Source organism: Streptomyces sp. NPDC107522, from assembly GCF_055657525.1.
The window spans coordinates 230335-254696 of the sequence record NZ_JBVKAU010000009.1 but is presented as its reverse complement, the minus strand read 5'-3'; the positions used below and the strand labels follow the sequence as shown (position 1 = coordinate 254696).

Below are 24362 nucleotides of genomic sequence, written 5' to 3'. Positions count from 1 at the left end.
CGGACGTCACGCCCGGCCGGCCTTCACCTCCACGGAGAGGTCGTTGTCGACCGTGTAGTACGGGCGCACGACGACACCCCCGACGGAGGCCGCCGGATAGACGAAGATCTCCTTGCGGTCCGCCACGTCGTCGAGGAGGCGGCCGATCCGGACGGCAGATGTCCCCGCAGCGGGTTGCGGCTGGACGGAGAGATCCCAGACACCGGTTCCGGTGCCGTGGTCCGCGGCCAGCTCCCCGTACTCCACGGTGAAGGAGAACGACCGGCCGTCGCTGACGTCCTGGGGCTTCAGGGTCCGTACGACGTCCTTCCCACCCCGAAGACGCAGTCGTACGGCGGCTCCGTCGACGAGCGTGGCGCCGTGCAGCCGGACCTTCACCGTCATCGACCCGTCCGTGACCTCGGTGCCCTCGACCTCCGCGTGGGCGGTGCGCAGCCAGGCCCGCACCGCGAGGTAGCCGTCCTTCGTGGCGTACGGGACCCGGACGGCCACCGGCGCCGGCCAGTCACGGGACTGTCCGTCGACGAGGGCGCGCAGGTCGCGCAGACCGGGGCGGACGCGCTGCCGTCGCGCTGCGGGTTCTCCTGCTTCTGCGGGCTCGGCGGGTTCTGCGAGTTCGGCGGGTTCTGCGGGTTGGGTCACGAGGTATACGTCCCAGCGGCCCTCGGCGAGAGCGGGCTGCGGCTCCAGGACGGCACGCAACTGGTCACCGTCCACGGGCTCCAGGTCGAGGACGTGCAGGACCTTCTCGGGCCCGCCCTTCTTGGGGCGCAGCCGCAGCAGCAGCCGGGACGACCGGAAGTCGACGGCCGCCGACGGCCGAAGGGCGAAGACGATCCGGCCGTCCGTGTCGATCGTGCAGTCGGCGCGCAGGTGCGTGTCCCGCGTGGCGCCGGGTTCGGTCGTCATCGCCGTCCCCTCCGTACGGTGTGCAGCGCGCGGGAGGCCACGGTGTGCGCGGTGTCGCGTGCGGCGAAGCCCTGGCTGACCAGGACGTTGCGTATTCGGCCCGATTCAGCTTCGCGTTGTCGCCCGGTCCTGCGGGCCGTCATCGCCTCGTCGATCAGGCGCTCGGCGTGCTCCACGATCGGTGCGGGGGCGAACCGTCGCGCGTTCTCCAGGGCCGTACGGCCCATCCGCCGGCGTCGCTCGTCGTCGCGGACCAGCTCCAGCAGGGCGGCGCCCAGCGCGTCGCGGTCCCCCACCGGCACCAGCCGGCCGTCGACGCCGTCCTTGATGATCTCGCCGGGTCCGTGCGGGCAGTCGGTGCTCACGACCGGCAGGCCGCAGCGCATCGCCTCGACGATGGTCATGCCGAACGCCTCGAAGTCGGACGCGGCCACGCCGATGGAGCCCTTGACCCACTCCGCCTCCATGGGGGCGGCCGCGCCCATCAGGAAGACGTTGTCGCACAGGCCGAGGCGGTCGATGAGCGCCCGGAGCCGGTCGTGTTCCTCTCCCTTGCCGTAGATGCGCAAGTGCCAGTCCGGGCGTTCGGCGGCCACCAGGGCGAACGCCTCGATGAGCAGGTCGTACCGCTTCACCGGGCCCAGCCGGCCCGCCGCGACCACCACCTTCGCGGTGCCGTCCGCGGCGGGCAGCACCGGATCGGGGACGCTGTTCGGGAGTGCTTCCACCAGGACCCCGGGCAGCCGCATCCTGCGCCGGTACGCGGCGGCGTCCCCCTCCGTGACGGTGGTGAGCACGTCGAGCCGGCGGTAGGCCCGGCGCAGCGCGCTGCGCAGCCGGGGCGGATGGTTGTCGAGGGAGAGGTGCTCCTGCCCGACGCGGACGACGTGCTCCGGCGCCTGGAGGGCGAGGTGCACGTTGAGTCCCGGCCGGGTGCCGATGACGACGTCGGCGTCGATCGCGGCCAGGTACTCGCCGATCCGCTGGTCGGTCAGCTCGCTGTACTGGTGGTGGCGGTACTCGGCCTCGGGGAACACTCTCGCCGGTCTCAGATGCAGAGGATGTTCCTTCTCGTGCCGCAGGTCGACCAGTGGTCTTAAGGCGACTTTCGGGTCCAGGGTGAGGTTGGGGCGTTCCCGGTGCCGCAGCGCGGAGACGATCTCCACCTCGTGCCGTTCGGCCAGCGCTTGGGCCAGGTTGAAGGTGGTGGTGATCGTGCCTCCGATCCCATAGGCGTTGTGCAGCAGGAAAGAGATCTTCATGGCGGGCTAGACCGTACTGATTACCCTTCGGTTGCCTTCTGTTACCAGTTTGTTTTCCTGTCAAACACTCCTTCGGCACGAAATGCCGACACGAGGACATGCCGACGGCCCCGGTGGGCGACGGCTCGACGCCCACCGGGTCCGCGCGGCGCGGAGGTTCAGCCCACCCGGCAGGGCAGGGTCGTCGTACTGTCGCCGCCGGAACCGGAGACGACGTAGCCGAACGTCGCACTCTGACCGGGACTCAGCGAGCCGTTCCAGTCGGCGTTGTGGACCATCACGGCCTGGCCGTTGTAGGTGGCGTTGCCGCTCCACAGGCTCTCGACCTTCTGGCCGGCGGGGAGCGTCCAGTCGACCATCCAGCCGAGCATCGGGACGTCACCGGTGTTGGTGACGGTCACCTCGGACTGGTAACCACCGTTCCAACTGCCGGTCGTGCGGCGGGCGGCGGAGCACTCGCCGGGCACCGGGTCGGTCGGGTTGCCGGGCTCCTTGATGCCGGTCACCTCGCCGTTGCCGCCGTCGAAGACGACGTCGGAGCAGGAGTAGAAGGTTTCCTGACTGTCGGAGCGCTGCCAGACCATGTAGATGATGTGGCGTCCCGACTTGTTGTCAGGAAGCTTTCCTGTCCAGGAGTAGTTGGCCTCGACCGTGCCCGGGGAGCCGTTGAGCGGCGGGTGGTCGACGGAGAGGAAGGGCCGCTCCTCCACGTCGTTCCAGGTGAGCGTCTTCGTCGGGTCGAAGCCGTCCTTGGTGATGTAGACGTAGAACCAACCCGGGTGCGCGGCCCACGCGTTGTACGAGAAGTCGACCGTCGCGCCCGAGGTGAGGTGGGTGAGCGGCCAGTCCTTGCTCGGTGTGTTGAAGCCGGTGAAGTTGGTGTTGCCGCCGCTGCACAGCTCGCCGTCGGGCACGAAGCCGCGGGTGCGGCCGGCGCCGTCGGATCGCAGCACGGAGAACCAGTTGTAGAACGGGGTTGTTCCGCTGACCTGTTGGGCCGCCCTGCAGGCCGGGTTGACCGGCTTGATCTCTCCGGTGTCGGTCAGCCCGTCCTGCCAGCACAGGAAGGTGCGGCTGCCCGGTTTCATGGGGGTGCCATGGGCCTCCGCTTGACCTCCGGTGCTCATGACGAGGGCGACGGCCGGGATGGTCGCGAGCAGGGAGACCAGGACGAGGAAGAGGGCTCTGGCGCGGGTGGGGAGTGTCAATCGGCGGGATGGCGACGCCGAGTGGGTTGTCAGGATCATGACAGACGAGTCCGTTCCTTGAGGTACGGGCCGTATGGATGCGTGTGTGCGGATGAGCGGGGCGGGGGCGCCTATCCCGGGCAGGTTCCGGTCCACCCGTGTGGGAGCGCTCCCACCCCGCCTGTTGCGGAAGTTAGCGCCGTGGGGCGCGGTTGTAAACGCCTGACGCACAACGCGTCAATGACGCGCCGCCTCCCCACAGTTGCCCGCCAACGTCCGGGAGGATCGCACCGGTGCCGGAACGGACGGACCGGACACCGTGTCCAGCGGCGGCGGTTCGGCGCCCGCGGGCGGCAGTTCGATCGTGAACTCCGTGCGCCCCGGCTCGCTCTCGACGTCGATACGGCCGCCGTGCGCGGACACGACCGCCGCCGCGACGGCGAGGCCGAGACCGGAGCCTGCGCTGTGCCGGCCGCTGCGTGCCCGGGAGGCGTCGGCTCGGGTGAAGCGCTCGAAGACGGTGGGGAGGAAGGGCGCCGGGATGCCCGGACCGTTGTCCCGGACGCGCACCACGACGCGGGAAGCCTCCCTCGCCTCCACCGTGGCCACGACCCTCGTCCCCGCCGGAGTGTGCACGCGCGCGTTGGCCAGCAGGTTGGCCACCGCCTGACGCAGACGCTGCTCGTCGCCGACGACCAACGGCGGTCCGTCCAGGCGCAGTTCGAGCCGCCAGTCATGGCCGCTCTCGGCGGCTCGCGCGTCCCACACCGCCTCCGCGACCACAGCCGCGAGGTCCACCTCGGCGGACACCAGCGACCCGCCCTCGTCGAGGCGGGCCAGCAGCAACAGGTCCTCGACCAGGCCCGTCATCCGCGCCGACGCCGCCGAGACACGGCGCCAGGCGAGCACCGGCTCGACCTTGCCGGTGCCGCGGTTCATCAGCTCCGCGTAGCCGGCGATCGAGGCGAGCGGCGTACGGAGTTCGTGGCCGGCGTCGGCCAGGAAGCGGCGCATGCGCTCCTCGGTGCGGCGGCGGGCGATGACGGAGGACTCGATGTGGTCGATCATGAGGTTGAGCGCGGCACCGACCTGGCCGGCCTCGCTGCCGGGGTCGATGTCATGGGCGGGGACGCGGGGGAGGCCGGTGACCTCGCCGTGGTCCAGCGGCGCCCTGGCGACCTCGGCCGCGGTGGCGGCGACCCGGCCCAGGGGGCGCAGTCGGCGGCGTATGACCACGGCGCACACACAGCCCGCGGCGGTGAGTGCGCCGGCAGCGACCACTGCCTCGGTCATGGCCATGCCGCTGATCATCCGCCGGACGTCGTCCATGGGCAGGCCGGTCAGCACCCGGACCCCAGCGCTGTCCAGGGCGGTGACGCGATAGGTGCCGAGGCCGGGAACCGTACGCGTGTGCAGGGAGCCGTCGGCCTCGATGCCCTCCAGGGCCGCGCGCTGGGGACCGGTCAGGGTCTGCGGTGCGGTGTCCTGGCCGACGACCGCCGCGGAGAGGATGTCGCCGTCACCGTCGAGCCGGGCGGCGAGCAGGCCGGCGGCGTGGCCGCTCCCGTCGAGGAAGCCGAGGCCGTCCGTCGGCTCCGGGTGGCGGGAGGCACCGCTGAGACTGCGTTCGGCGGCGTTGCCGACACGGTCGTCCAGGTTGCCGAGCACATAGGCGCGTTGGACGAGGACAGTGGTGAGCACGATCGCGGCGCACAGGGCGACGAGGGTGGCGCCGATGAAGACGAGGAGGCGGGTGGGCGTCGAGCGGGTGCGCGGCTTCGGCCACGGCCGGTGGGTCATCTCCCGCCCCCCGCCGGCCGGATGGCGTGTCCGAGTCCGGGCACGGTGTGGATCGGCGGCGTCCGGCCCGTCAGGACGGGCAGCCGCGACGTCTCGTCGCCGGGTTCGTCGTCGACGACGAGGTCGCGGAGGTGGCCGGTGCGGGGTCCGGGGGTGCCGTACATGTCTCGATCCTGTCCCGGTCCGCTGAAGGAATCCTGTGTGCAGCCTGAGCCCTGCCGACGTCTCGGGACGAAGAGCCGGAAAAGCGGTGAGGACCGCACCCCCGTTCGCCGGGGATGCGGCCCTCAACCGCCGTGCCGTACCGCTTGCTTGTGTTACTTGCGGATCAGGCTGCGCAGCACGTACTGCATGATGCCGCCGTTGCGGTAGTAGTCGGCCTCACCGGGGGTGTCGATGCGGACGACCGCGTCGAACTCGACGCCCGTGTCGGTGGTGACCTTCACCGTGCGCGGGGTGGTGCCCTCGTTCAGCTCGGTGATGCCCGTGATGGAGAAGGTCTCCTCGCCGGTCAGGCCGAGCGAGTCGGCCGACTGGCCCGCCGGGAACTGCAGCGGCAGGACGCCCATGCCGATGAGGTTCGAGCGGTGGATGCGCTCGTACGACTCGGTGATGACGGCCTTGACGCCGAGCAGGGCCGTGCCCTTGGCCGCCCAGTCACGGGACGAGCCGGAGCCGTACTCCTTGCCGCCCAGGATGACCAGCGGGGTGCCGGCGGCCTGGTAGTTCTGCGAGGCGTCGTAGATGAAGGAGACCGGGCCGCCCTCCTGCGTGAAGTCACGCGTGTAGCCGCCCTCGGTGCCCGGCGCGATCTGGTTGCGCAGGCGGATGTTGGCGAACGTACCGCGGATCATGACCTCGTGGTTGCCGCGGCGGGAGCCGTAGCTGTTGAAGTCGCGGCGCTCGACACCGTGCTCCGTGAGGTACTTGCCGGCCGGGGTGTCGGCCTTGATCGCACCGGCCGGGGAGATGTGGTCGGTGGTGACCGAGTCGCCCAGCTTGGCCAGGACGCGCGCGCCGGTGATGTCGGAGACCGGGGTGGTCTCCATCGTCATGCCCTCGAAGTACGGGGGCTTGCGGACGTAGGTCGACTCCGGGTCCCACTCGAAGGTGTTGCCGGTCGGGATCGGCAGCGCCTGCCACTGGGCGTCGCCCGCGAAGACGTCGCTGTAGGACTTGGAGAACATGTCCTCGCCGATGGCGTTCGCCACGACGTCGTTGACCTCGGCCTCGGAGGGCCAGATGTCCTTCAGGAAGACCGGGTTGCCGTCCTGGTCGGTGCCCAGGGCGTCCTTGGTGATGTCCACCTTCATGGAGCCCGCGATGGCGTACGCGACGACCAGCGGCGGGGACGCCAGGTAGTTCATCTTGACGTCGGGGTTGATACGGCCCTCGAAGTTCCGGTTGCCGGAGAGGACCGAGGTGACCGCGAGGTCGTGGTCGTTGACGGCCTTGGAGACCTCCTCCGGCAGCGGGCCGGAGTTGCCGATGCAGGTGGTGCAGCCGTAGCCGACGAGGTTGAAGCCGACCTTGTCGAGGTACGGGGTCAGGCCCGCCTTGTCGAAGTAGTCGGTGACGACCTTCGAACCCGGGGCGAGGGTGGTCTTGACCCACGGCTTGCGGGTCAGGCCCTTCTCGACCGCCTTCTTGGCCACCAGCGCGGCGGCGACCATGACGTACGGGTTGGAGGTGTTGGTGCAGGAGGTGATGGCGGCGACCGTCACCGCACCGTGGTCGATCTCGTACGTCGAGCCGTCGGGGGCGGTCACGGTGACCGGGTTCGACGGGGCGCCGTTCGGGGCGACGGCCGGGGCGTCGGAGGCCGGGAAGGACTCCTGGCCGGCCTCGTCGACGACGTCGACGTAGTTGCGTACGTCCAGCTTGAACTGCTCGGCGGCGTTGGCGAGGACGATGCGGTCCTGCGGGCGCTTCGGGCCGGCGATGGACGGGACGACCGTCGAGAGGTCGAGCTCCAGCTTCTCGGAGAAGTCCGGCTCGGCCTTCGGGTCCAGCCAGAGGCCCTGCTGCTTGGCGTACGCCTCGACGAGCGCGAGCTGCTGCTCGGAGCGGCCGGTCAGCTTGAGGTACTTGATGGTCTCGTCGTCGATCGGGAAGATCGCGGCGGTGGAGCCGAACTCCGGCGACATGTTGCCGATGGTGGCGCGGTTGGCGAGGCTCGTGGCCGCCACGCCCTCGCCGTAGAACTCGACGAACTTGCCGACGACACCGTGCTTGCGGAGCATCTCGGTGATGGTCAGCACCAGGTCGGTGGCGGTGGTGCCGGTGGGCAGCTCGCCGGTGAGCTTGAAGCCGACGACGCGCGGGATCAGCATGGAGACCGGCTGGCCGAGCATCGCGGCCTCGGCCTCGATGCCGCCGACGCCCCAGCCCAGGACACCGAGGCCGTTGACCATGGTGGTGTGCGAGTCGGTGCCGACCAGGGTGTCGGGGTAGGCCTGGCCGTTACGGACCATCACCGTACGGGCCAGGTGCTCGATGTTCACCTGGTGGACGATGCCGGTGCCCGGCGGGACGACCTTGAAGTCGTCGAAGGCGGTCTGGCCCCAGCGCAGGAACTGGTAGCGCTCCTTGTTACGGCCGTACTCCAGCTCGACGTTCTGCGCGAAGGCCTCGTTGGTGCCGAACTTGTCGGCGATGACGGAGTGGTCGATGACCAGCTCGGCCGGGGAGAGCGGGTTGACCTTCGCCGGGTCGCCGCCGAGCTCCTTCACGGCCTCACGCATGGTGGCGAGGTCGACGACACAGGGCACGCCGGTGAAGTCCTGCATGATCACGCGGGCCGGCGTGAACTGGATCTCCTGCGACGGCTGGGCCTGGGAGTCCCAGTTGCCGAGGGCGCGGATGTGGTCGGCGGTGATGTTCGCGCCGTCCTCGGTACGGAGCAGGTTCTCGAGGAGAACCTTGAGGCTGTACGGAAGACGGGCCGAGCCCTCCACCTTGTCCAGCCGGAAGATCTCGTAAGACTCGTCGCCCACCTGCAGCGTGCTGCGGGCGTCGAAGCTGTTCGCCGACACGACAGTCTCCTTCATTTTGGTGCGCTTACCACCGCATCCTGCCGCCACGCCGGCTTGGCCGATCCGCTGAGGTAAGGCTAAGTTAGGTATGCCTTACTGCCAGACTCGGCGAGAGCGTGCGGCTGCGGTGCGCCTCGGCAGATATCTCGATGTCGAGATAACTCTAGTACATGGGGCCGGGATGGTCATGCCCGGCCTCCCTCTCGCATCCCATTGGGCCATGTCACCGAGACCTCCGCATGAGCCCTTTGCATGATCATGCGTCATCATGCATACTCTTCCTATGTCCAAGGTCCTCACCTCCCTGCCCACCGGCGAGCGCGTCGGCATCGCCTTCTCCGGCGGTCTCGACACCTCGGTCGCGGTCGCCTGGATGCGCGACAAGGGCGCCGTCCCGTGCACCTACACCGCTGACATCGGCCAGTACGACGAACCCGACATCGCCTCGGTGCCCGGCCGCGCCAAGACCTACGGCGCCGAGGTCGCGCGCCTGGTCGACTGCCGGGCGGCGCTGGTCGAGGAGGGTCTGGCCGCGCTGACGTGCGGCGCGTTCCACATCCGTTCGGGCGGGCGTGCCTACTTCAACACCACGCCGCTCGGCCGCGCCGTCACCGGCACGCTCCTGGTGCGGGCGATGCTCGAGGACGACGTCCAGATCTGGGGCGACGGCTCGACCTTCAAGGGCAACGACATCGAGCGGTTCTACCGCTACGGCCTGCTCGCCAACCCGAACCTGCGGATCTACAAGCCCTGGCTGGACGCGAAGTTCGTGACCGAGCTCGGCGGCCGCAAGGAGATGTCGGAGTGGCTGGTCGCCCACGACCTGCCGTACCGGGACTCCACGGAGAAGGCATACTCCACCGACGCCAACATCTGGGGCGCCACCCACGAGGCCAAGACCCTGGAGCACCTGGACACCGGCATCGAGACCGTCGAGCCGATCATGGGCGTCCGGTTCTGGGACCCGTCCGTCGAGATCGCCACCGAGGACGTGACGATCGGCTTCGAGCAGGGCCGCCCGGTGACGATCAACGGCAAGGAGTTCGCCTCCGCCGTCGACCTGGTGATGGAGGCGAACGCCATCGGCGGCCGCCACGGCCTGGGCATGTCGGACCAGATCGAGAACCGGATCATCGAGGCCAAGAGCCGCGGCATTTACGAGGCCCCCGGCATGGCCCTGCTGCACGCGGCCTACGAGCGCCTCGTGAACGCCATCCACAACGAGGACACCCTCGCCCAGTACCACAACGAGGGCCGGCGCCTCGGCCGACTGATGTACGAGGGCCGCTGGCTGGACCCGCAGGCGCTGATGATCCGCGAGTCGCTGCAGCGCTGGGTCGGTGCCGCGATCACGGGTGAGGTCACCCTCCGTCTCCGCCGCGGCGAGGACTACTCGATCCTCGACACCACGGGCCCGGCGTTCTCGTACCACCCGGACAAGCTGTCCATGGAGCGCACCGAGGACTCGGCGTTCGGCCCGGTGGACCGGATCGGCCAGCTCACCATGCGCAACCTCGACATCGCCGACTCCCGCGCCAAGCTGGAGCAGTACGCGGGCCTCGGCCTGATCGGCACCGGCAGCCCCACCATCGGCGCCTCCCAGGCCGCCGCCACCGGCCTGATCGGCACCATGCCGGAGCTCCCCCAGGGCGGCGCCGAGGCCATCGCCTCCCGCGGCGAGGTCTCCGAGGAGGACGCCCTCCTGGACCGCGCCGCGATGGAGTCCGGCACGGACTGACCGACCGGGAGGGGACGGACCACCGGAAAGGGCCGGCTCGACGCGCCGAGGGCGCCGAGCCGGCCCTTTTCACGCCCTGCCCCGCCTGCCCACGGGCTCACCGGCTCACACGGCGTCGTCGACCGGTGTACGTCGGCTACACGTTGAGGCACGTCGAGAAGCTCCCCCAGCTGGGCGGCTTCCAGCGCCGGCCACCATGGCGCCACCCGGTGGTGGAGACCGCCGCGCAACTGCTGGGCCATGTCGGCGTGCCGGTCGTCCCGCAGACGGTCCTCGAACACGCAGTTCCCCGACGCCCGCCAATGCGCCTCGATCACCGCGCCGTCTACCGGGACGCCCTGCCCTGGCTCGGTCGAGAGGGCGAGGTCGTCGACACCGTTTGGCTGCCCCCTCCGCAGGTGGCCCGCCTCATCGCCGACGCCGTCTCCGCGGCCTCCGCGTGACGAGGTGCCATCAATCGGCCAAGTCGGGGTACTCGTGGGAGACATACCGTGACCTCGGAGGGAGGCGTTCGTGCCCCTTACATTCCGCAAGAGTTTTCGGATTCTTCCGGGAGTTCGGCTGAACATCAACCGACGCTCCTGGTCCCTGACCACCGGCGGCAGGAATGGGCCGCGACACACCCACAGCAGCACTGGACGTCGTACGACATCGGTGGATTTGCCCGGACCTTTCGGGTGGCGTCGTACCCGTACCGCCAGGCGACGTTGACGGGACGTCACCCGAATGGACCCCCAGGCGTGTGTCATCTCATATCTGAGATAACCTCAACCTCATGGCAGACGACTACCTCGTACGCATCGGCAAGCTCATCCGTGACGCACGGCAACACCGCGGCTGGACACAGACGCAGCTCGCCGAGGCGCTCGGTACCTCTCAGAGCGCCGTGAACCGCATCGAGCGCGGCAACCAGAACATCAGCCTTGAGATGATCGCCCGAATCGGTGAGGCCCTGGACAGTGAGATCGTGTCCCTGGGATACGCCGGTCCGATGCATCTGAGGGTCGTCGGCGGACGTCGGCTGTCCGGTTCGATCGACGTCAAGACCAGCAAGAACGCCTGCGTGGCCCTGCTGTGCGCCTCACTGCTCAACAAGGGGCGCACGGTGCTGCGCCGGGTGGCCCGCATCGAGGAGGTCTACCGTCTCCTCGAGGTGCTCAACTCCATCGGCGTGCGCACCCGTTGGATCAACGACGGCACCGACCTGGAGATCGTGCCGCCGGCCGAGCTGAACATGGTGGCGATCGACGCCGAGGCGGCCGTACGGACGCGGTCCATCATCATGTTCCTCGGCCCGCTGCTGCACCGTATGGACCGCTTCAAGCTGCCGTACGCCGGCGGCTGCGACCTCGGCACACGGACCATCGAGCCGCACATGATCGCGCTGCGCCGGTTCGGGCTGGACGTCGCGGCGACCGAGGGGCAGTACCACGCCACGGTCGACCGGTCCGTCCGCGTCGACCGTCCGATCGTGCTGACCGAGCGCGGCGACACGGTGACCGAGAACGCGCTGCTGGCCGCCGCACGGCACGACGGCGTCACGGTCATCCGCAACGCCTCCTCCAACTACATGGTCCAGGACCTGTGTTTCTTCCTGGAGGCGCTCGGCGTCCGGGTCGAGGGCATCGGCACCACCACCCTCACCGTGCACGGCGTGCCGGCCATCGACGTCGACGTCGACTACTCGCCGTCCGAGGACCCGGTGGAGGCGATGAGCCTGCTGGCCGCCGCGGTCGTCACCGAGTCGGAGCTGACGGTGTGCCGGGTGCCGATCGAGTTCCTGGAGATCGAGCTGGCGGTCCTGGAGGAGATGGGCCTCGACCACGACCGTACGCCCGAGTACTTCGCGGACAACGGCCGTACGCGACTGGTGGACCTCACCGTCCGGCCCTCCAAGCTGGAGGCGCCGATCGACAAGATCCACCCGATGCCGTTCCCGGGCCTGAACATCGACAACGTCCCGTTCTTCGCGGCCATCGCGGCCGTCGCGTCCGGCAAGACCCTCATCCACGACTGGGTCTACGACAACCGCGCGATCTACCTCACCGACCTCAACCGCCTCGGCGGCCGGCTGCAGTTGCTGGACCCGCACCGCGTCCTGGTCGAGGGCCCGACCCGCTGGCGCGCCGCCGAGATGATGTGCCCGCCCGCGCTGCGGCCCGCCGTGGTCGTCCTGCTGGCGATGATGGCGGCGGAGGGCACGTCCGTGCTGCGGAACGTGTATGTCATCAACCGCGGTTACGAGGACCTCGCCGAGCGCCTGAACTCCATCGGGGCGCAGATCGAGATCTTCCGGGACATCTGAGCGGCACGCCGGGCCGTTGCACGCGAAGAAGGCGTCATCCCTTCTTCTCCGGGTTCACCGCGTCGAAGACGAGCACCTTCCGCTCCAGGTCGGCAAGGAACGTCGCCGTGTAGCGGTCCCCGGTGACGGCACGGGTGAAGTCGGCGCTCGTCTGCCAGCGGGCGCCGGCCGGCACCTGAGCGCGCAGGTCGGCGGGGAGTTCCGGCTGGCCGGTGGTGTCCTGCCAGGCGTAGCCCTTGTGCAGCCGGGCCGCGTCGGCGTCGGTGAGCCGGACGATGCCGGACATCCGCACATCCGTGGGTCCGGGCACCGACGACCGGTCGTCGCCGCCGAGCGCTTCACCCTTCCAGAGCGTGGAGGAGAAGTCTCCGAACTCCGGGAAGCGTGCCCGCACCGGCTCCTCGTCCCGCCGGAGGCCGGGGGACTGGGAAGCAGCCCTCGCGGTCGCCCGGGGGGCCTCGCTCCGGGCGGTGTTCACGGACTGCGCCTGCTCGGCGCAGCCGCTCAGCATGAGCGTGACCACGGCCGCGGCCGCCGCGGTGAGGGAGGCGAGGCGGTCAGCCAAGGGTCAGCAGTTCCTCGTAGAAGCCACCGAACTGCCGCCCCCGGTCGACGAGATGGATCTCCAGGATCCAGTGGCATTGGCGCCCGGCCTTGTCGGTGCGCCGAAGTGGGGTGTCGTTGGCGGGTGCGATGTACGACTCCACGTCGGCGCCGTCGATCCACTCGTGCGGGAACTCACCCACCAGGTGGCCGGCGTGCCAGCCGCCGAGTTCCCACCCGGCGTCGGCGGCCAGCCGTTCGACCTCGGCGTAGAGCCGCTTGCCGGTGATGTCGGGGTCGCTCTCGAAGAACCGCCGGCCGGCGTCGAAGACCTTCGGCAGGTCGTCCCGCAGCCGGTGCTTGACCGGGTCGTCGCCGAGGACGAAGGTCCGGCCGAAGTCGGCCTCGTACTCCTCGAAGATCGGCCCGAAGTCGGCGAACACGATGTCGTCCGCGCCGATCACCCGGTCCGGCGGGTTCTCCCGGTACGGCATCAGCGTGTTCGGTCCCGAGCGCACGATCCGCTTGTGCCAGTGCCGGGTGGTGCCGAAGAGCTCGTTCGCCAGGTCCCGGATCCGGTCGCTGACCGCCCGCTCCCCCTCCCCCGGCGCGACGAGCCCGCGCTCCTCGATCTCCGCGAAGAGCCGCTCGGCCTTCGCCTGGGCATCCAACAGCCTTGCCGCGCGCGTGGGTTCGTCGTCCGCCATGCGCCCGACGGTAGGTCGCTAGATCGTTTCACGGCAACCGAAATATGTGCGGGCCCCCTGTACGAACGCATATACCAGGCTTCGCAGCCCAGGGGCGGGCTCATGCGAAGCGACAAGGGACTTTTGCCTTGCATATGCGGCAGTATGCTCATCGTATGCGTCCATGAGCGTGTGCGCCCATGAGAAGGAGTAGATCCGTGACGACCCGTTCCAGGCGCCGGACCAGCCGGCCCCGCCGCACTCGCCACAGCCGCCGCATGCTGCAGGTGACCGGCGCGAGCGCCGCCGCGCTGCTGGCCCTGAGCGCCTGCTCCTCCTCCGACGACTCCTCGTCCGGCGCATCCGGCTCCTCCGCGTCGGCGTCCGGGTCCCCGAAGCTGTCCGGCACGGTCACCGTCTTCGCCGCCGCCTCGCTGAAGGAGAGCTTCGAGAAGCTGGGCAAGCAGTTCGAGCAGGAGCACCCGGGCACGAAGGTGACGTTCAGCTTCGGCGGCAGCGACTCGCTGGCCGCGAGCATCACCGGCGGGGCGCCGGCGGACGTGTTCGCCTCCGCCAGCCCCAAGACGATGAAGATCGTCACCGACGCCGGGGACGCCTCCGGTACGCCCGCCACCTTCGTCCGCAACCAGCTGGAGATCGCCACCCTGCCGGGCAACCCGGACAAGATCTCCTCGCTGAAGGACCTCACCAGGTCCGGCCTGAAGGTAGTCCTGTGCGACAAGGAGGTGCCGTGCGGCGCCGCCGCCCAGAAGGCCCTCGATGCGAGCAGGCTGAAGCTCACGCCGGTGTCGTACGAGCAGGACGTCAAGGCCGCCCTGACCAAGGTCGAGCTGAAGGAGGCGGACGCCGCGGTCGTCTACAAGACCGATGTGAAGGCCGCGGGTGACAAGGTGGAGGGCGTGGAGTTCCCCGAGTCCGCCGACGCCGTCAACGACTACCCGATCGCCCTGCTCAAGGACGCGACCAACGCCGAGGCCGCCAAGGCGTTCGTCGCGCTGGTGCGGTCCGCCGAGGGCCAGAAGGTCCTGACCGAGGCCGGGTTCCTCAAGCCATGACCCCGCTCGACAAGTCCGGTGCCGCGACCCAGACCCTGACGGGCGGACCGCGGCGCCGGCGCGGCCGGGCGGCCCTGTCGCGTCGGCGCAGTCCCGTGCCCGTGCCGCTCCTTCTGCCCGCCCTCGTGGGCCTGGCATTCCTGATCGTGCCGCTGATCGCCCTGCTCGTCCGCACCCCCTGGCACAGCCTGCCGGACCAGCTGACCAGCCCCGCGGTGTGGCAGGCCCTGCGGCTGTCCCTGCTGTGCGCGACGGCGGCCACCGCGGTGAGCCTGGTGATCGGCGTGCCCCTGGCCTGGCTGCTGGCCCGCGTCGAGTTCCCCGGACGCGGGCTCGTACGGGCCCTGGTCACGCTGCCGCTCGTGCTGCCTCCGGTGGTCGGCGGTGTGGCGCTGCTGATGGCGCTCGGCCGCAACGGGGTCGTCGGCAAGTGGCTGGACGCGTGGTTCGGGGTCACCCTGCCGTTCACCACCGCGGGGGTCGTGGTCGCGGAGGCGTTCGTCGCCATGCCGTTCCTCGTCATCAGCGTCGAGGGCACGCTGCGGGCCGCCGACCCGCGCTACGAGGAGGCCGCGACGACGCTGGGCGCCTCCCGCTTCACCGCGTTCCGCCGGGTCACGCTGCCGCTGATCGCGCCGGGTGTCGCGGCGGGCGCGGTCCTCGCCTGGGCACGGGCGCTCGGCGAGTTCGGCGCGACGATCACCTTCGCGGGCAACTTCCCCGGCCGTACCCAGACCATGCCCCTCTCCGTCTACCTCGCCCTGCAGAGCGACCCGGAGGCGGCCATCGCCCTCAGCCTCGTCCTGCTGACCGTCTCGATCGCGGTCCTCGCGGGGCTGCGCGACCGCTGGATGACCGCCTCATGACCGACATCGGCAAGATCGACAAGGCCGTGCACGACGGCAAAATCGACGAGACTGTGCACGACGCCGAGGCCGGCTCCGACAGCGGCGCCGGAGCAAGCTCCGACACCGACATCGGCGCCGCGTCGCGTTCCGCCGGCGAGGGGTTGGATGCCCGTCTCGTGGTCGACCGAGGCCGTTTCCGCCTCGACGTGGAGCTGACGGCCGCCCCCGGTGACGTCGTCGCGCTGCTCGGCCCCAACGGTGCCGGCAAGACCACGGCCCTGCGCGCGCTGGCCGGGCTCGTTCCGTTGACGGACGGCCATCTGCGGCTGGACGGCGAGGAGTTGGACCGTACGCCACCGGAGTCGCGCCCGGTCGGCGTCGTCTTCCAGGACTACCTGCTCTTCCCCCACCTCACCGCCCTCGACAACGTCGCCTTCGGCCCTCGCTGCCACGGGGCCGGCAAGGCGGAGGCGCGGGCGCAGGCCGCCGAGTGGCTGCGGCGGATGGACCTCGCCGAGCACGCCGACGCCAAGCCCCGTCGCCTCTCCGGCGGCCAGGCCCAGCGCGTCGCCCTCGCCCGCGCCCTGGCCACCCACCCGCGGCTGCTGCTCCTCGACGAGCCCCTGGCCGCGCTGGACGCGCGCACCCGCCTCGACGTCCGTGCCCAGCTCCGGCGCCATCTCGCCGGCTTCGAGGCGGTCGCGGTGCTCGTCACGCACGACCCGCTGGACGCCATGGTGCTGGCCGACCGCCTGGTCGTCATCGAGGACGGCCATGTGGTGCAGGAAGGCACCCCGGCCCACATCGCCCGCCACCCGCGCACCGACTACATCGCCCATCTCGTCGGCCTGAACCTCTACAAGGGCGAGGCCGAAGGGCACACCGTACGACTCGACACGGGTCCCGCGATCACCACCACCGAGGACCTCACCGGCCCGGTCTTCGTCACCTTCCCGCCGACCGCGGTGACCCTGTACCGCGACCGCCCGACCGGCGCCAGCGCCCGCAACCTCTGGCGCTGTGAGGTGGCCGGCCTGGAATCCCACGGCGACCAGATCCGCGTGGCCCTCACCGGCGATTTCCCGCTCACCGCCGACCTCACCACGATCGCCGCCGCCGAACTCGGCCTCCGTCCCGGCGCTGTCGTCTGGGCGGCGGTGAAGGCGACACAGACGCACGCGTATCCGGCCTGACGCGGGCGGGGCCGGTCAGCCGTCCCTGCTCACCGCCGCGTCGAGGAGCGGCCCCAGCTCCCGGACCACGGTCGTCAAGGCACGGACGTCACGCTCGGCGCGGGCGATCAGGATGGCCCCTTCCAAGGTGCTGATCATGAGCGTGGCCAGGGCGCCGGCCCGTTCCTCGGGCACGCCCATGTCGGCCAGGGCGCCCGCCACCGGGCCGGTCCAGGTGGCGAACGCGGCCGCCGCGGCCTCCCGCGTGGAGGTGGTGGACTCCGCCCAGTCCACGGTGGCGGCGGCCACGGGGCAGCCGCCCGCGAACCCGGCCGCCTCGTACTCGTCGATCCACTGACGGACCATCTGCGCGAACAGCCCGCTGGGCGTCGGCTCCGGTAGCGCGGCGAGAAAGCGGGCGACGCGCTTGCCCGCGTAACGCCCCGCCCAGCCCACCGCCTCGTTGACCAGCTGCTCCTTGCCGCCGGGGAAGTAGTGCTGGAGCGAACCGCGCGGCGCGCCGGCGTGGGCGGCGACCTCGCGCATCCCGGTGGAGGCGACCCCGTCGCGCCGGATGAGCTGGGCCGCGCTGAAGACCATCCGCTCGCGCGGCCCGCGTTCGGACACCGCCATCCGCGATCTCCCCCTTGTCGTAGGTCTTCCGGTTGTCGTGGATCTTCCGGGTGTCGTAAGTCTTCCGGTTGTCGTGGATCTCCCGGCTGCCGTGGGTTTTCCGGAATCCACCCTATGACCGCTGTCATAGCGACGACTACTATGACCGCTGTCATAGTCAGGTCGGCGGCTCGGAATCGACGGTGGTGATGCCTCATGTCCGGGGGCTCAGCGGTGCTTCATACGTGTGGGTTCGTCGGCCTCGGGGTCATGGGCCGGCCCATGGCCCTCAACCTCGCCCGCGCCGGGACGCCGCTCGTCGTGTGGAACCGCACTCCCAGCCGGTGCGCACCGCTGCGCGCAGCCGGAGCCGAGGTCGCGGCGAGCGCCGCCGAGGTCTTCGAACGGGCCGGCACCGTGATCCTCATGCTGGCCGACGAGGCCGCCGTCGACGCGGTGCTGGGGCGCGGCACCCCGGACTTCGCCGCGCGCGTCGCCGGTCACACCGTCGTCCACATGGGCACGACCTCGGCCGAGTACTCGGGCAGCCTGCAGGACGACATCCGGGCGGCGGGCGGGAGATACGTCGAGGCACCGGTCTCCGGCTCCCGCGTCCCGGCCGAGCGGGGCGAACTGGTGGGGATGCTGGCGGGTGACGACGACGCCGTGGCCACCGTACGGCCCCTGCTCGCGCCCATGTGCCGGGAGACGTTCGGCTGCGGTCCGGTGCCGGGCGCGCTGCTGATGAAGTTCTCGGTGAACCTGTTCCTGATCACCCTGGTCACCGGACTGGCCGAGGCCTTCCACTTCGCCGACCGGCACGGACTCGACCAGCGCCTGCTCCGGGACGTCCTGGACGCGGGCCCGATGGCCAGCGCCGTCTCCCGCATCAAGGGACCCAAGCTGCTGGCCCGCGACTTCGGCGTCCAGGCGGCCGCCGGCGACGTGCTGAAGAACAACCGGCTGATCGCCGAGGCCGCCCGCAAGGCCGATGTGGCCTCCCCGCTCCTCGACGTCTGCCACAGTCTCTTCCAGGAGACCGTGGCGCAGGGTCACGGCGGCGAGGACATGGTGGCCGTGCTGCGGGCACTGGAGGCCCGGACCGACGGCGATCCCGGACGTGTACGGCCGTCTGCGCCCGTACGACCGTCCGCGCCCGTACAGCCGACCGGGCCCGCACGATCGGAGGAACGCGCATGAGCTGGACGATCGGACGCCGCGGCCGTGTCGCCGTCGTGACGATGACGACCAACCCGGTCAACGCCCAGAACCGCGCCTTCTTCGCCGACCTGCACGACGCCTTCGACCGGCTGGAACGCGACCACGCCGACTCGCCCGTCGTACTGACCGGCACCGGCGCGCGTTTCTCCGCCGGACTCGACCTCGACGAGGCCTTCCCGCTCCTGGCGGGCGATCCGGCGGCCGTCGCGTCCTGGTTCCAGGAGTACCGGGCCACGAACATGCGGCTGTTCACATACCCGCGCCCGACCGTCGCCGCGGTCAACGGGCACGCCTTCGCCGGGGGACTGATCACCGCCGCGGTGTGCGACTACCGCGTCGCCGTCTCCGACGGTGCGCGTTTCGGGCTCAACGAGGTGCCCATCGGCGTCCCCATGCCCGCCGTGTACGTCCGTATGCTCGCCCACGCCTGGGGTGAGCCGGTCGCCTCCCAGGCGTGCCTGCGCGGGGAGCTCTTCACCCCGGAGCAGGCACACGCACTCGGCATGGTGCATGAGCTGGCGACGGCCGAGGACCTGCTGGACCGGGCCGTCGCCGTCGCCGGGCAGACCCCGGAGGACTGCATCGAGCAGTACGCCTTCACGAAGCGCGCCTGCCGGGCGGCTGCCCTGCGCGACATCGCCGAACTCGCCGATCCGCTGGACGAGGAGCTGGCCGACGTCATGGCGAGCGAGCCGGCCCGGCGCGCGCACCGACGCTATTGGCAGCAGCTCAAGGGGCGCCCCGCGGAGTGGTGAGCCGGACCACGGGCCGTGCCCCCTCCCGATCGGAAGGAGGCACGGTCCGCGTCCGTCGTGCGGGGCGGGTTTCCGTCACGCCCTCGACAGGGTGATGTCCTCCGTCTGCAGCGCGTGGAAGCGGGGCAGGGGCAGGATGCCCACGGGGTGGAGTTCCACGATGGTGGCCTCGACGTCCGCCTTGCCGTGCTTGAGGGTGGTCGGGGAGGGCCTGCTCGTGTTCTCCCAGCGGTGCAGCTTGCCGTCGCACACGGCAGGGGTGCCGCCGATGGAGTACCGGAAGTTCTCGGACCGCTGGCCGATCGAGGAGCTCACGTACACCGGTCCCACACTGTCGACGCAGCGGTAGGTGCCGGACAGGGTGACGGTGCCGTCCTCGGCCATACGGCCGACGGAGTCGATGGTCACGGTCTCCCTGGGGTCGGCGAGCGCCGAGGAGTCGGCGGGGGCCGAGGGCGCGGCGACCAGCAGGAGCAGGGCGGCGAAGGCGCCGGTGGCGAGAGCGGGGCGTAGGGGCATGGGATGACCTCCCGAGTGAGCGGAGTGGGGCCTTCCACTGGTACCCGGCGGGTGCGCCCACGGACGTGACCGTCACCCACTCGGTGGCGAGTCCGCTCCGACCTTCGTGGATCGGTCAGAGTGTTGTCCGCGTGTTGTCACGGTTCATGACCGGACGTTCCGATGAGTTCGGAGCGGGAGCATGGTCTACCCATATGGACGAACCGCACGGCTCGTCCACCCGATGTGGAGGTGCGCCATGTGTTCCCACCAGCCTTCGTGCCCTTCCTCCGACAGCCACGCCCCCCATGTGGTCTCCGCACACCCCGAGCAGGGCTGGAGCCTGCTCTGCAACGGCGCGATCGTCTTCGACGACAGCGGTGAGCTGCTGCCCGACGGCCGCGTCGTCGCGCCGCACCGAATGCCGGCCGAGCGGCTCGCGATGGCCGCGTGAGCGAGACCAGCTACGGCAGCACGGCGAACCCGTCGAGCTCCACCATCGCCTCTTCGTCCCAGAGCCGCACGACTTCGACGACCGCCATCGCGGGGTAGTCGCGCCCGGCCAACTGCCGCCAAATGCGGCCGAGTTCAGCCGCCTGGGCGCGGTACGCGGCGACGTCGGTGGCGTAGACGGTGACCCGGGCGAGGTGGGCGGGGGTGCCCCCGGCGGCGGCGAGTGCGGCCAGCAGGTTGGTCAGGGCCCGCTCGAACTGCTCGGGCAGGGTGTCGCCGGTGACCTTGCCGTCCGCGTCGAGGGCGGTCTGCCCGGCCAGGAAGACGATCCGTGAGCCGGTGGCGACGACCGCGTGGGAGAAGCCGGTGGGCGGGGACAGGTCGGGCGGGTTGACGCGCTCGGTGCTCACTGGGCGGCCTCCATTTTCGCGTACAACTCCTTGGCGATGATGCCGCGTTGGACCTCGCTGGCGCCCTCGTAGACGCGCGGGGCGCGGACCTCGCGGTAGAGGTGTTCGAGCAGGTGGCCGCGGCGCAGGGCACGGGCACCGTGCAACTGGACGGCCGTGTCGACCACGTACTGCGCGGTCTCGGTGGCGAGCAGTTTCGCCATCGCGGCACGCTTCGGGACGTCCGGGGCGCCTTCGTCGTACGCCGTCGCAGCCGCGTACACCATGAGACGGGCCGCCTCCGTGCGCAGCGCCATCTCGGCGACCTGGTGCGCGACCGTCTGGAGGTCCTTCAACTTGCCGCCGAACGCGTCCCGTTCGGCCGTGTGGGCGAGGGTGGCGTCCAGGGCCGCCTGGGCCATTCCGACGGCGAAGGCACCGACGCTGGGCCGGAAGAGGTTGAGGGTGCCCATCGCGACCCGGAAGCCGCGGTCGGGCTCGCCGAGCACGTCGTCGGCGGTGACGGGGACGGCGTCGAAGGCGAGGGTGCCGATGGGGTGCGGGGACAGCATGTCGAGGCCCGCTCCGGTGAGGCCGGGGCGGTCGGCCGGGACCAGGAAGGCGGTGACGCCGCGGGCGCCGGCGCCGGGGGTGGTGCGGGCGAAGACGGTGTAGAAGTCGGCCTCGGGGGCGTTGGAGATCCAGCACTTCTCACCGCTGAGCCGCCAGCGGGTGGGGCCGTCGGGCTCGGCAGCGGGTGAGCCGACCGGCGCGCCCCCAGGCCCGCCCCTCCGCGAGGGCTCCCGTTCCGCCCGCAGCTCCAGCGCCGCCGCGTCCGAGCCCGCCCCCGGTTCGCTCAGTGCGAAGGCCGCCACCGCGCTGCCCTCCGTCACCCGGGGCAGCCAGCGTTCCCGCTGGGCCGGGGTGCCGTACGCGTGGACCGGATGGGCGCCCAAGCCCTGCAACGCAAGCGCGGTCTCCGCCTCCGTGCAGGCATACGCGAGGGATTCGCGCATCAGGCAGAGATCAACGGCACCGGAGGTGAACAGCCGCTCCAGGAACCCCAGTTGGCCGAGCTCGGCGACCAGCGGGCGATTCACATGCCCCGGTTCGCCCTTCTCCGCCAGCGGGCGCAGGCGTTCGGCGGCCTGGGTGCGCAGCTCGGCACACCAGGCGGTTTGCGGCGGATCGAGTGAGAATGCGGGCATTGCCGACCTCCCAGCGGAGCCGTCCGCGACGGACGCTCCCGACGACCTGCTCGACGGACATCTTCGCCCGACCTCTTCGACGATATCGCGCACCATTGACTGTCGTCACCAACACGATACGCTCCCTGTGCGAGCCACCACGACGCCCAGAAGCACGACGCCCACAAGGCAGCCCACAGCGGCCCACACGGCAAGGGGGCGAACCGCCATGGCCGGTCTGCACCGCTCCGCCCACGTCGACACCTTCGCCCGCGAGCATCTGCCACCGCCCGACCAGTGGCCCGAGCTCCGCTTCGACCTGCCGGGGCTGCGCTACCCCGAACGGCTCAACGCCGCCGCCGAGCTGCTCGACGGCCCCGACGACGAGCGGCCCGTGTTCCACACCCCGTCCGGCGCCACATGGACGTACGGCACACTGCGCGCCCGCGTCGACCGGCTCGCGCATGTGCTCACCGACCACCTCGGCGTCGTCCCGGGCAACCGGGTGCTGCTGCGCGGCCCGACCACACCCTGGCTGGCCGCCTGCTGGCTGGCGGTGCTGAAGGCGGGCGCGGTCGCCGTCACCGTGCTGGCCCAGCAGCGCCCGCACGAGTTGCGGACCATGTGCGAGATCGCCCAGGTGCGGCACGCCCTGTGCGATGTCCGCGCCGTCGACGACCTCGCCAAGGCCGAGATTCCAGGGCTCCGCATCACCACGTACGGCGGCGACGCCCCCGACGACCTGCTGCGCCGCCCGGCGCCCGACGCGCCGTACCCCGCCGCCGACACCGCGGCCGACGATGTCGCCCTCATCGCCTTCACCTCCGGCACCACCGGACGGCCCAAGGGTTGTATGCACTTCCACCGGGATGTGCTCGCGATAGCGGACACCTTCTCGGAACATGTGCTGCAACCACATGTGGGCGACGTCTTCGCCGGCAGTCCCCCGCTCGGCTTCACCTTCGGACTGGGCGGGCTCGTGATCTTCCCGATGCGGGCCGGCGCCAGCGCCCTGCTCCTCGAACAGGCCGGGCCCAAGCAGCTGTTGCCCGCCATCGCCGCACACCGGGTGTCCGTGCTTTTCACCGCGCCGACGGCCTACCGCACGATGCTCGACGAGCTCGACTCGCACGACATCACCTCCCTGCGCCGCTGTGTCTCCGCGGGCGAGAACCTGCCCGCCGCCACCTGGCATGCCTGGCACGAGCGGACCGGCCTGCGCATCATCAACGGCATCGGCGCCACCGAGCTGCTGCACATCTTCATCTCCGCGGCCGACGAGCACATCAGGCCCGGCACGACGGGGGTGCCGGTGCCGGGGTGGCACGCGCGCGTGGTCGACGAGGAGGGCCGGGAGAGGCCCGACGGGGAGCCGGGGCTGCTGGCCGTGCGCGGGCCGGTCGGCTGCCGCTATCTCGCCGATCCGCGGCAGCGCGAGTACGTGCGCGACGGCTGGAACATCACCGGCGACACCTACGTCCGGGAGAGTGACGGCTACTTCCGCTATGTCGCCCGCGCGGACGACATGATCATCTCGGCCGGTTACAACATCGCGGGCCCGGAGGTCGAGGAGGCGCTGCTGCGCCACCCGGACGTACTGGAGACGGCGGTGGTCGGGCGGCCCGACGAGGCACGCGGACAGGTCGTGGTGGCATACGCGGTGCTCAGGGAGGGTGCGCGACGGGGCGCGGAGGCGCTGCGCGCGTTCGTCAAGGAGGAACTGGCGCCGTACAAGTGCCCGCGCGAGATCGTCTTCCTGGACGCGCTGCCGCGCACCGCGACCGGCAAGCTCCAGCGGTTCCGGTTGCGCGCCGACGGGGACTCGCAGGGTGACCGGCAGTGATCCGTACGACCTAAGATGATCAACGTGTCCGACCAGCATGCACCACGGTCTCTCATCGTCACGCTCTACGGCGCCTACGGCCGCCACATGCCCGGCCCCGTGCCGGTCGCCGAGCTGATCAGACTGCTGGCCGCGGTCGGCGTGGACGCCCCGTCCGTACGGTCGTCGGTGTCCCGGCTGAAGCGGCGCGGGCTGCTGCTTCCGGCCCGTACGGCCCAGGGCGCGGCCGGATACGAACTGTCGCCGGACGCCCGCCAGTTGCTCGACGACGGCGACCGGCGCATCTACGCCACCGCGCCGCCCGAGGACGAGGGCTGGGTGCTCGCGGTGTTCTCGGTGCCGGAGTCGGAGCGGCAGAAGCGGCATGTGCTGCGCTCCCGGCTGGCCGGACTCGGCTTCGGCACGGCGGCCCCCGGCGTGTGGATCGCGCCGGCGCGGCTCCACGAGGAGGCCCGGCACACCCTGCACCGGCTGCGGCTGGACGGGTACGTCGACTTCTTCCGCGGCGAGCACCTCGGCTTCGCGCCGACCGCCGACGCCGTCGCCCGCTGGTGGGACCTGGCCGTGATCGCCAAGGAGCACGAGGCGTTCCTCGACCGGCACGCGCGCGTGCTGCACGACTGGGAGCGACGGGAGGACACCCCGCCCGAGGAGGCGTACCGCGACTACCTCCTCGCCCTGGACTCCTGGCGCCACCTCCCGTACACCGACCCCGGCCTGCCCGCCCGCCTGCTGCCGGAGGACTGGCCGGGAGCGCGCTCGGCGGCCGTTTTCCGGGGACTGCACGAGCGCCTGCGGGATGCGGGGGCGGTGTTCGTCGGCCTGTGAGCCAGGGACAGCAAG

Annotated in this window: 24 protein-coding genes; 12 read left to right on the top strand and 12 right to left on the bottom strand. The window is 70.9% G+C overall.

The window, feature by feature from the left end:
- Window positions 1–6: 6 nt before the first annotated feature.
- The 6 genes from ACZ7L6_RS27955 to acnA form a co-directional block, all read right to left on the bottom strand.
- Window positions 7–909 (bottom strand): transferase, encoded by a 903-nt coding sequence (locus ACZ7L6_RS27955; protein ID WP_471928496.1) that lies wholly within the window; start codon window positions 907–909, stop codon window positions 7–9.
- A complete protein-coding gene (locus tag ACZ7L6_RS27950) occupies window positions 906–2171 on the bottom strand; it encodes a glycosyltransferase family 4 protein (RefSeq protein ID WP_471928494.1) in 1266 nt (421 codons plus the stop codon). Before ACZ7L6_RS27950 ends, ACZ7L6_RS27955 begins: the two co-directional genes overlap by 4 nt.
- Window positions 2172–2329: 158 nt before the next feature.
- On the bottom strand, window positions 2330–3418 hold the full coding sequence (locus ACZ7L6_RS27945) for a lytic polysaccharide monooxygenase auxiliary activity family 9 protein (RefSeq protein ID WP_471928492.1): 1089 nt from the start codon (window positions 3416–3418) through the stop codon (window positions 2330–2332).
- Window positions 3419–3595: 177 nt separating this feature from the next.
- Entirely contained in the window at window positions 3596–5158 is a 1563-nt protein-coding gene (locus tag ACZ7L6_RS27940) for a sensor histidine kinase (protein ID WP_471928490.1), read from the bottom strand.
- Window positions 5155–5322, bottom strand: coding sequence for a hypothetical protein (locus tag ACZ7L6_RS27935; protein WP_471928488.1), 168 nt, complete (start codon window positions 5320–5322; stop codon window positions 5155–5157). Before ACZ7L6_RS27935 ends, ACZ7L6_RS27940 begins: the two co-directional genes overlap by 4 nt.
- Window positions 5323–5475: 153 nt before the next feature.
- A complete protein-coding gene (acnA, locus tag ACZ7L6_RS27930; RefSeq protein ID WP_471928486.1) occupies window positions 5476–8193 on the bottom strand; it encodes an aconitate hydratase AcnA in 2718 nt (905 codons plus the stop codon).
- A 283-nt stretch (window positions 8194–8476) separates the two neighbouring features.
- On the opposite strand from acnA, the gene argG reads away from it, so the two are divergent.
- From argG to ACZ7L6_RS27910, 4 genes are all read left to right on the top strand, one after another.
- Complete coding sequence (argG, locus tag ACZ7L6_RS27925; RefSeq protein ID WP_471928596.1) at window positions 8477–9931, top strand: argininosuccinate synthase; 1455 nt, start codon at window positions 8477–8479, stop codon at window positions 9929–9931.
- A 125-nt stretch (window positions 9932–10056) separates the two neighbouring features.
- The gene (locus ACZ7L6_RS27920; RefSeq protein WP_471928484.1) at window positions 10057–10374 is read left to right on the top strand and encodes a hypothetical protein; all 318 of its coding nucleotides are present in this window, start codon (window positions 10057–10059) and stop codon (window positions 10372–10374) included.
- Between the two features lie 70 nt (window positions 10375–10444).
- Entirely contained in the window at window positions 10445–10642 is a 198-nt protein-coding gene (locus ACZ7L6_RS27915; RefSeq protein ID WP_471928482.1) for a DUF4236 domain-containing protein, read from the top strand.
- Between the two features lie 64 nt (window positions 10643–10706).
- Entirely contained in the window at window positions 10707–12236 is a 1530-nt protein-coding gene (locus ACZ7L6_RS27910; RefSeq protein ID WP_471928480.1) for a helix-turn-helix domain-containing protein, read from the top strand.
- A 34-nt stretch (window positions 12237–12270) separates the two neighbouring features.
- On the opposite strand, the gene ACZ7L6_RS27905 is transcribed toward ACZ7L6_RS27910, so the two are convergent.
- Together ACZ7L6_RS27905 and ACZ7L6_RS27900 are read right to left on the bottom strand one after the other, a co-directional pair.
- Complete coding sequence (locus ACZ7L6_RS27905; protein ID WP_471928478.1) at window positions 12271–12801, bottom strand: hypothetical protein; 531 nt, start codon at window positions 12799–12801, stop codon at window positions 12271–12273.
- A complete protein-coding gene (locus ACZ7L6_RS27900; RefSeq protein WP_471928476.1) occupies window positions 12794–13486 on the bottom strand; it encodes a M24 family metallopeptidase in 693 nt (230 codons plus the stop codon). Before ACZ7L6_RS27900 ends, ACZ7L6_RS27905 begins: the two co-directional genes overlap by 8 nt.
- Before the next feature lie 257 nt (window positions 13487–13743).
- On the opposite strand from ACZ7L6_RS27900, the gene modA reads away from it, so the two are divergent.
- The 3 genes from modA to ACZ7L6_RS27885 are packed head-to-tail and all read left to right on the top strand — an operon-like array spanning window position 13744 to window position 16582.
- A complete protein-coding gene (modA, locus tag ACZ7L6_RS27895; protein WP_471928594.1) occupies window positions 13744–14541 on the top strand; it encodes a molybdate ABC transporter substrate-binding protein in 798 nt (265 codons plus the stop codon).
- Entirely contained in the window at window positions 14538–15407 is an 870-nt protein-coding gene (locus tag ACZ7L6_RS27890; protein ID WP_471928474.1) for an ABC transporter permease, read from the top strand. The genes modA and ACZ7L6_RS27890 overlap by 4 nt, the downstream gene beginning before the upstream one ends.
- Window positions 15404–16582, top strand: coding sequence for an ABC transporter ATP-binding protein (locus ACZ7L6_RS27885; protein WP_471928472.1), 1179 nt, complete (start codon window positions 15404–15406; stop codon window positions 16580–16582). Before ACZ7L6_RS27890 ends, ACZ7L6_RS27885 begins: the two co-directional genes overlap by 4 nt.
- Window positions 16583–16597: 15 nt before the next feature.
- Here the strand turns inward: ACZ7L6_RS27885 and ACZ7L6_RS27880 are convergent, their stop codons facing one another.
- Window positions 16598–17194 carry a TetR/AcrR family transcriptional regulator gene (locus ACZ7L6_RS27880; protein WP_471928470.1) on the bottom strand — a complete coding sequence of 199 codons (597 nt, stop codon included), beginning with the start codon at window positions 17192–17194 and terminating at the stop codon, window positions 16598–16600.
- A 195-nt stretch (window positions 17195–17389) separates the two neighbouring features.
- Between ACZ7L6_RS27880 and ACZ7L6_RS27875 the strand changes: the two genes are divergently transcribed.
- Window positions 17390–18373, top strand: coding sequence for an NAD(P)-dependent oxidoreductase (locus ACZ7L6_RS27875; RefSeq protein WP_471928468.1), 984 nt, complete (start codon window positions 17390–17392; stop codon window positions 18371–18373).
- A complete protein-coding gene (locus ACZ7L6_RS27870) occupies window positions 18370–19149 on the top strand; it encodes an enoyl-CoA hydratase/isomerase family protein (RefSeq protein ID WP_471928466.1) in 780 nt (259 codons plus the stop codon). The genes ACZ7L6_RS27875 and ACZ7L6_RS27870 overlap by 4 nt, the downstream gene beginning before the upstream one ends.
- A gap of 75 nt (window positions 19150–19224) precedes the next feature.
- Here the strand turns inward: ACZ7L6_RS27870 and ACZ7L6_RS27865 are convergent, their stop codons facing one another.
- On the bottom strand, window positions 19225–19668 hold the full coding sequence (locus ACZ7L6_RS27865) for a DUF6299 family protein (RefSeq protein WP_471928464.1): 444 nt from the start codon (window positions 19666–19668) through the stop codon (window positions 19225–19227).
- A gap of 238 nt (window positions 19669–19906) precedes the next feature.
- Here ACZ7L6_RS27865 and ACZ7L6_RS27860 point away from each other — a divergent pair, with 238 nt between their 5' ends.
- Complete coding sequence (locus ACZ7L6_RS27860) at window positions 19907–20101, top strand: DUF5999 family protein (protein ID WP_471928462.1); 195 nt, start codon at window positions 19907–19909, stop codon at window positions 20099–20101.
- Between the two features lie 10 nt (window positions 20102–20111).
- Here the strand turns inward: ACZ7L6_RS27860 and ACZ7L6_RS27855 are convergent, their stop codons facing one another.
- The gene (locus ACZ7L6_RS27855) at window positions 20112–20510 is read right to left on the bottom strand and encodes a RidA family protein (protein WP_471928460.1); all 399 of its coding nucleotides are present in this window, start codon (window positions 20508–20510) and stop codon (window positions 20112–20114) included.
- On the bottom strand, window positions 20507–21697 hold the full coding sequence (locus tag ACZ7L6_RS27850) for an acyl-CoA dehydrogenase family protein (RefSeq protein ID WP_471928458.1): 1191 nt from the start codon (window positions 21695–21697) through the stop codon (window positions 20507–20509). Before ACZ7L6_RS27850 ends, ACZ7L6_RS27855 begins: the two co-directional genes overlap by 4 nt.
- A 208-nt stretch (window positions 21698–21905) precedes the next feature.
- Between ACZ7L6_RS27850 and ACZ7L6_RS27845 the strand changes: the two genes are divergently transcribed.
- Both ACZ7L6_RS27845 and ACZ7L6_RS27840 read left to right on the top strand, forming a co-directional pair.
- Window positions 21906–23519, top strand: a complete 1614-nt coding sequence (locus tag ACZ7L6_RS27845; RefSeq protein WP_471928456.1) for an AMP-binding protein — start codon at window positions 21906–21908, stop codon at window positions 23517–23519.
- Window positions 23520–23534: 15 nt separating this feature from the next.
- Window positions 23535–24347: a PaaX family transcriptional regulator gene (locus ACZ7L6_RS27840; protein WP_471928454.1), complete on the top strand. Its 813-nt coding sequence runs from the start codon at window positions 23535–23537 to the stop codon at window positions 24345–24347.
- Window positions 24348–24362: the final 15 nt, after the last annotated feature.

What these genes read in the sequence shown, in the direction of transcription:
- modA (WP_471928594.1), top strand. Translation starts at nt 13,744, where the DNA reads ATGCTGCAGGTGACCGGCGCGAGCGCCGCCGCGCTGCTGGCCCTGAGC.
- ACZ7L6_RS27865 (WP_471928464.1), bottom strand. Translation starts at nt 19,668, where the DNA reads ATGCCCCTACGCCCCGCTCTCGCCACCGGCGCCTTCGCCGCCCTGCTC.
- argG (WP_471928596.1), top strand. Translation starts at nt 8,477, where the DNA reads ATGTCCAAGGTCCTCACCTCCCTGCCCACCGGCGAGCGCGTCGGCATC.
- ACZ7L6_RS27850 (WP_471928458.1), bottom strand. Translation starts at nt 21,697, where the DNA reads ATGCCCGCATTCTCACTCGATCCGCCGCAAACCGCCTGGTGTGCCGAG.
- ACZ7L6_RS27890 (WP_471928474.1), top strand. Translation starts at nt 14,538, where the DNA reads ATGACCCCGCTCGACAAGTCCGGTGCCGCGACCCAGACCCTGACGGGC.
- ACZ7L6_RS27870 (WP_471928466.1), top strand. Translation starts at nt 18,370, where the DNA reads ATGAGCTGGACGATCGGACGCCGCGGCCGTGTCGCCGTCGTGACGATG.
- ACZ7L6_RS27840 (WP_471928454.1), top strand. Translation starts at nt 23,535, where the DNA reads ATGATCAACGTGTCCGACCAGCATGCACCACGGTCTCTCATCGTCACG.
- ACZ7L6_RS27845 (WP_471928456.1), top strand. Translation starts at nt 21,906, where the DNA reads ATGGCCGGTCTGCACCGCTCCGCCCACGTCGACACCTTCGCCCGCGAG.
- ACZ7L6_RS27910 (WP_471928480.1), top strand. Translation starts at nt 10,707, where the DNA reads ATGGCAGACGACTACCTCGTACGCATCGGCAAGCTCATCCGTGACGCA.
- ACZ7L6_RS27935 (WP_471928488.1), bottom strand. Translation starts at nt 5,322, where the DNA reads ATGTACGGCACCCCCGGACCCCGCACCGGCCACCTCCGCGACCTCGTC.
- ACZ7L6_RS27945 (WP_471928492.1), bottom strand. Translation starts at nt 3,418, where the DNA reads ATGATCCTGACAACCCACTCGGCGTCGCCATCCCGCCGATTGACACTC.
- ACZ7L6_RS27955 (WP_471928496.1), bottom strand. Translation starts at nt 909, where the DNA reads ATGACGACCGAACCCGGCGCCACGCGGGACACGCACCTGCGCGCCGAC.
- ACZ7L6_RS27900 (WP_471928476.1), bottom strand. Translation starts at nt 13,486, where the DNA reads ATGGCGGACGACGAACCCACGCGCGCGGCAAGGCTGTTGGATGCCCAG.
- ACZ7L6_RS27940 (WP_471928490.1), bottom strand. Translation starts at nt 5,158, where the DNA reads ATGACCCACCGGCCGTGGCCGAAGCCGCGCACCCGCTCGACGCCCACC.
- ACZ7L6_RS27860 (WP_471928462.1), top strand. Translation starts at nt 19,907, where the DNA reads ATGTGTTCCCACCAGCCTTCGTGCCCTTCCTCCGACAGCCACGCCCCC.
- ACZ7L6_RS27950 (WP_471928494.1), bottom strand. Translation starts at nt 2,171, where the DNA reads ATGAAGATCTCTTTCCTGCTGCACAACGCCTATGGGATCGGAGGCACG.
- ACZ7L6_RS27885 (WP_471928472.1), top strand. Translation starts at nt 15,404, where the DNA reads ATGACCGACATCGGCAAGATCGACAAGGCCGTGCACGACGGCAAAATC.
- ACZ7L6_RS27875 (WP_471928468.1), top strand. Translation starts at nt 17,390, where the DNA reads ATGTCCGGGGGCTCAGCGGTGCTTCATACGTGTGGGTTCGTCGGCCTC.
- ACZ7L6_RS27880 (WP_471928470.1), bottom strand. Translation starts at nt 17,194, where the DNA reads ATGGCGGTGTCCGAACGCGGGCCGCGCGAGCGGATGGTCTTCAGCGCG.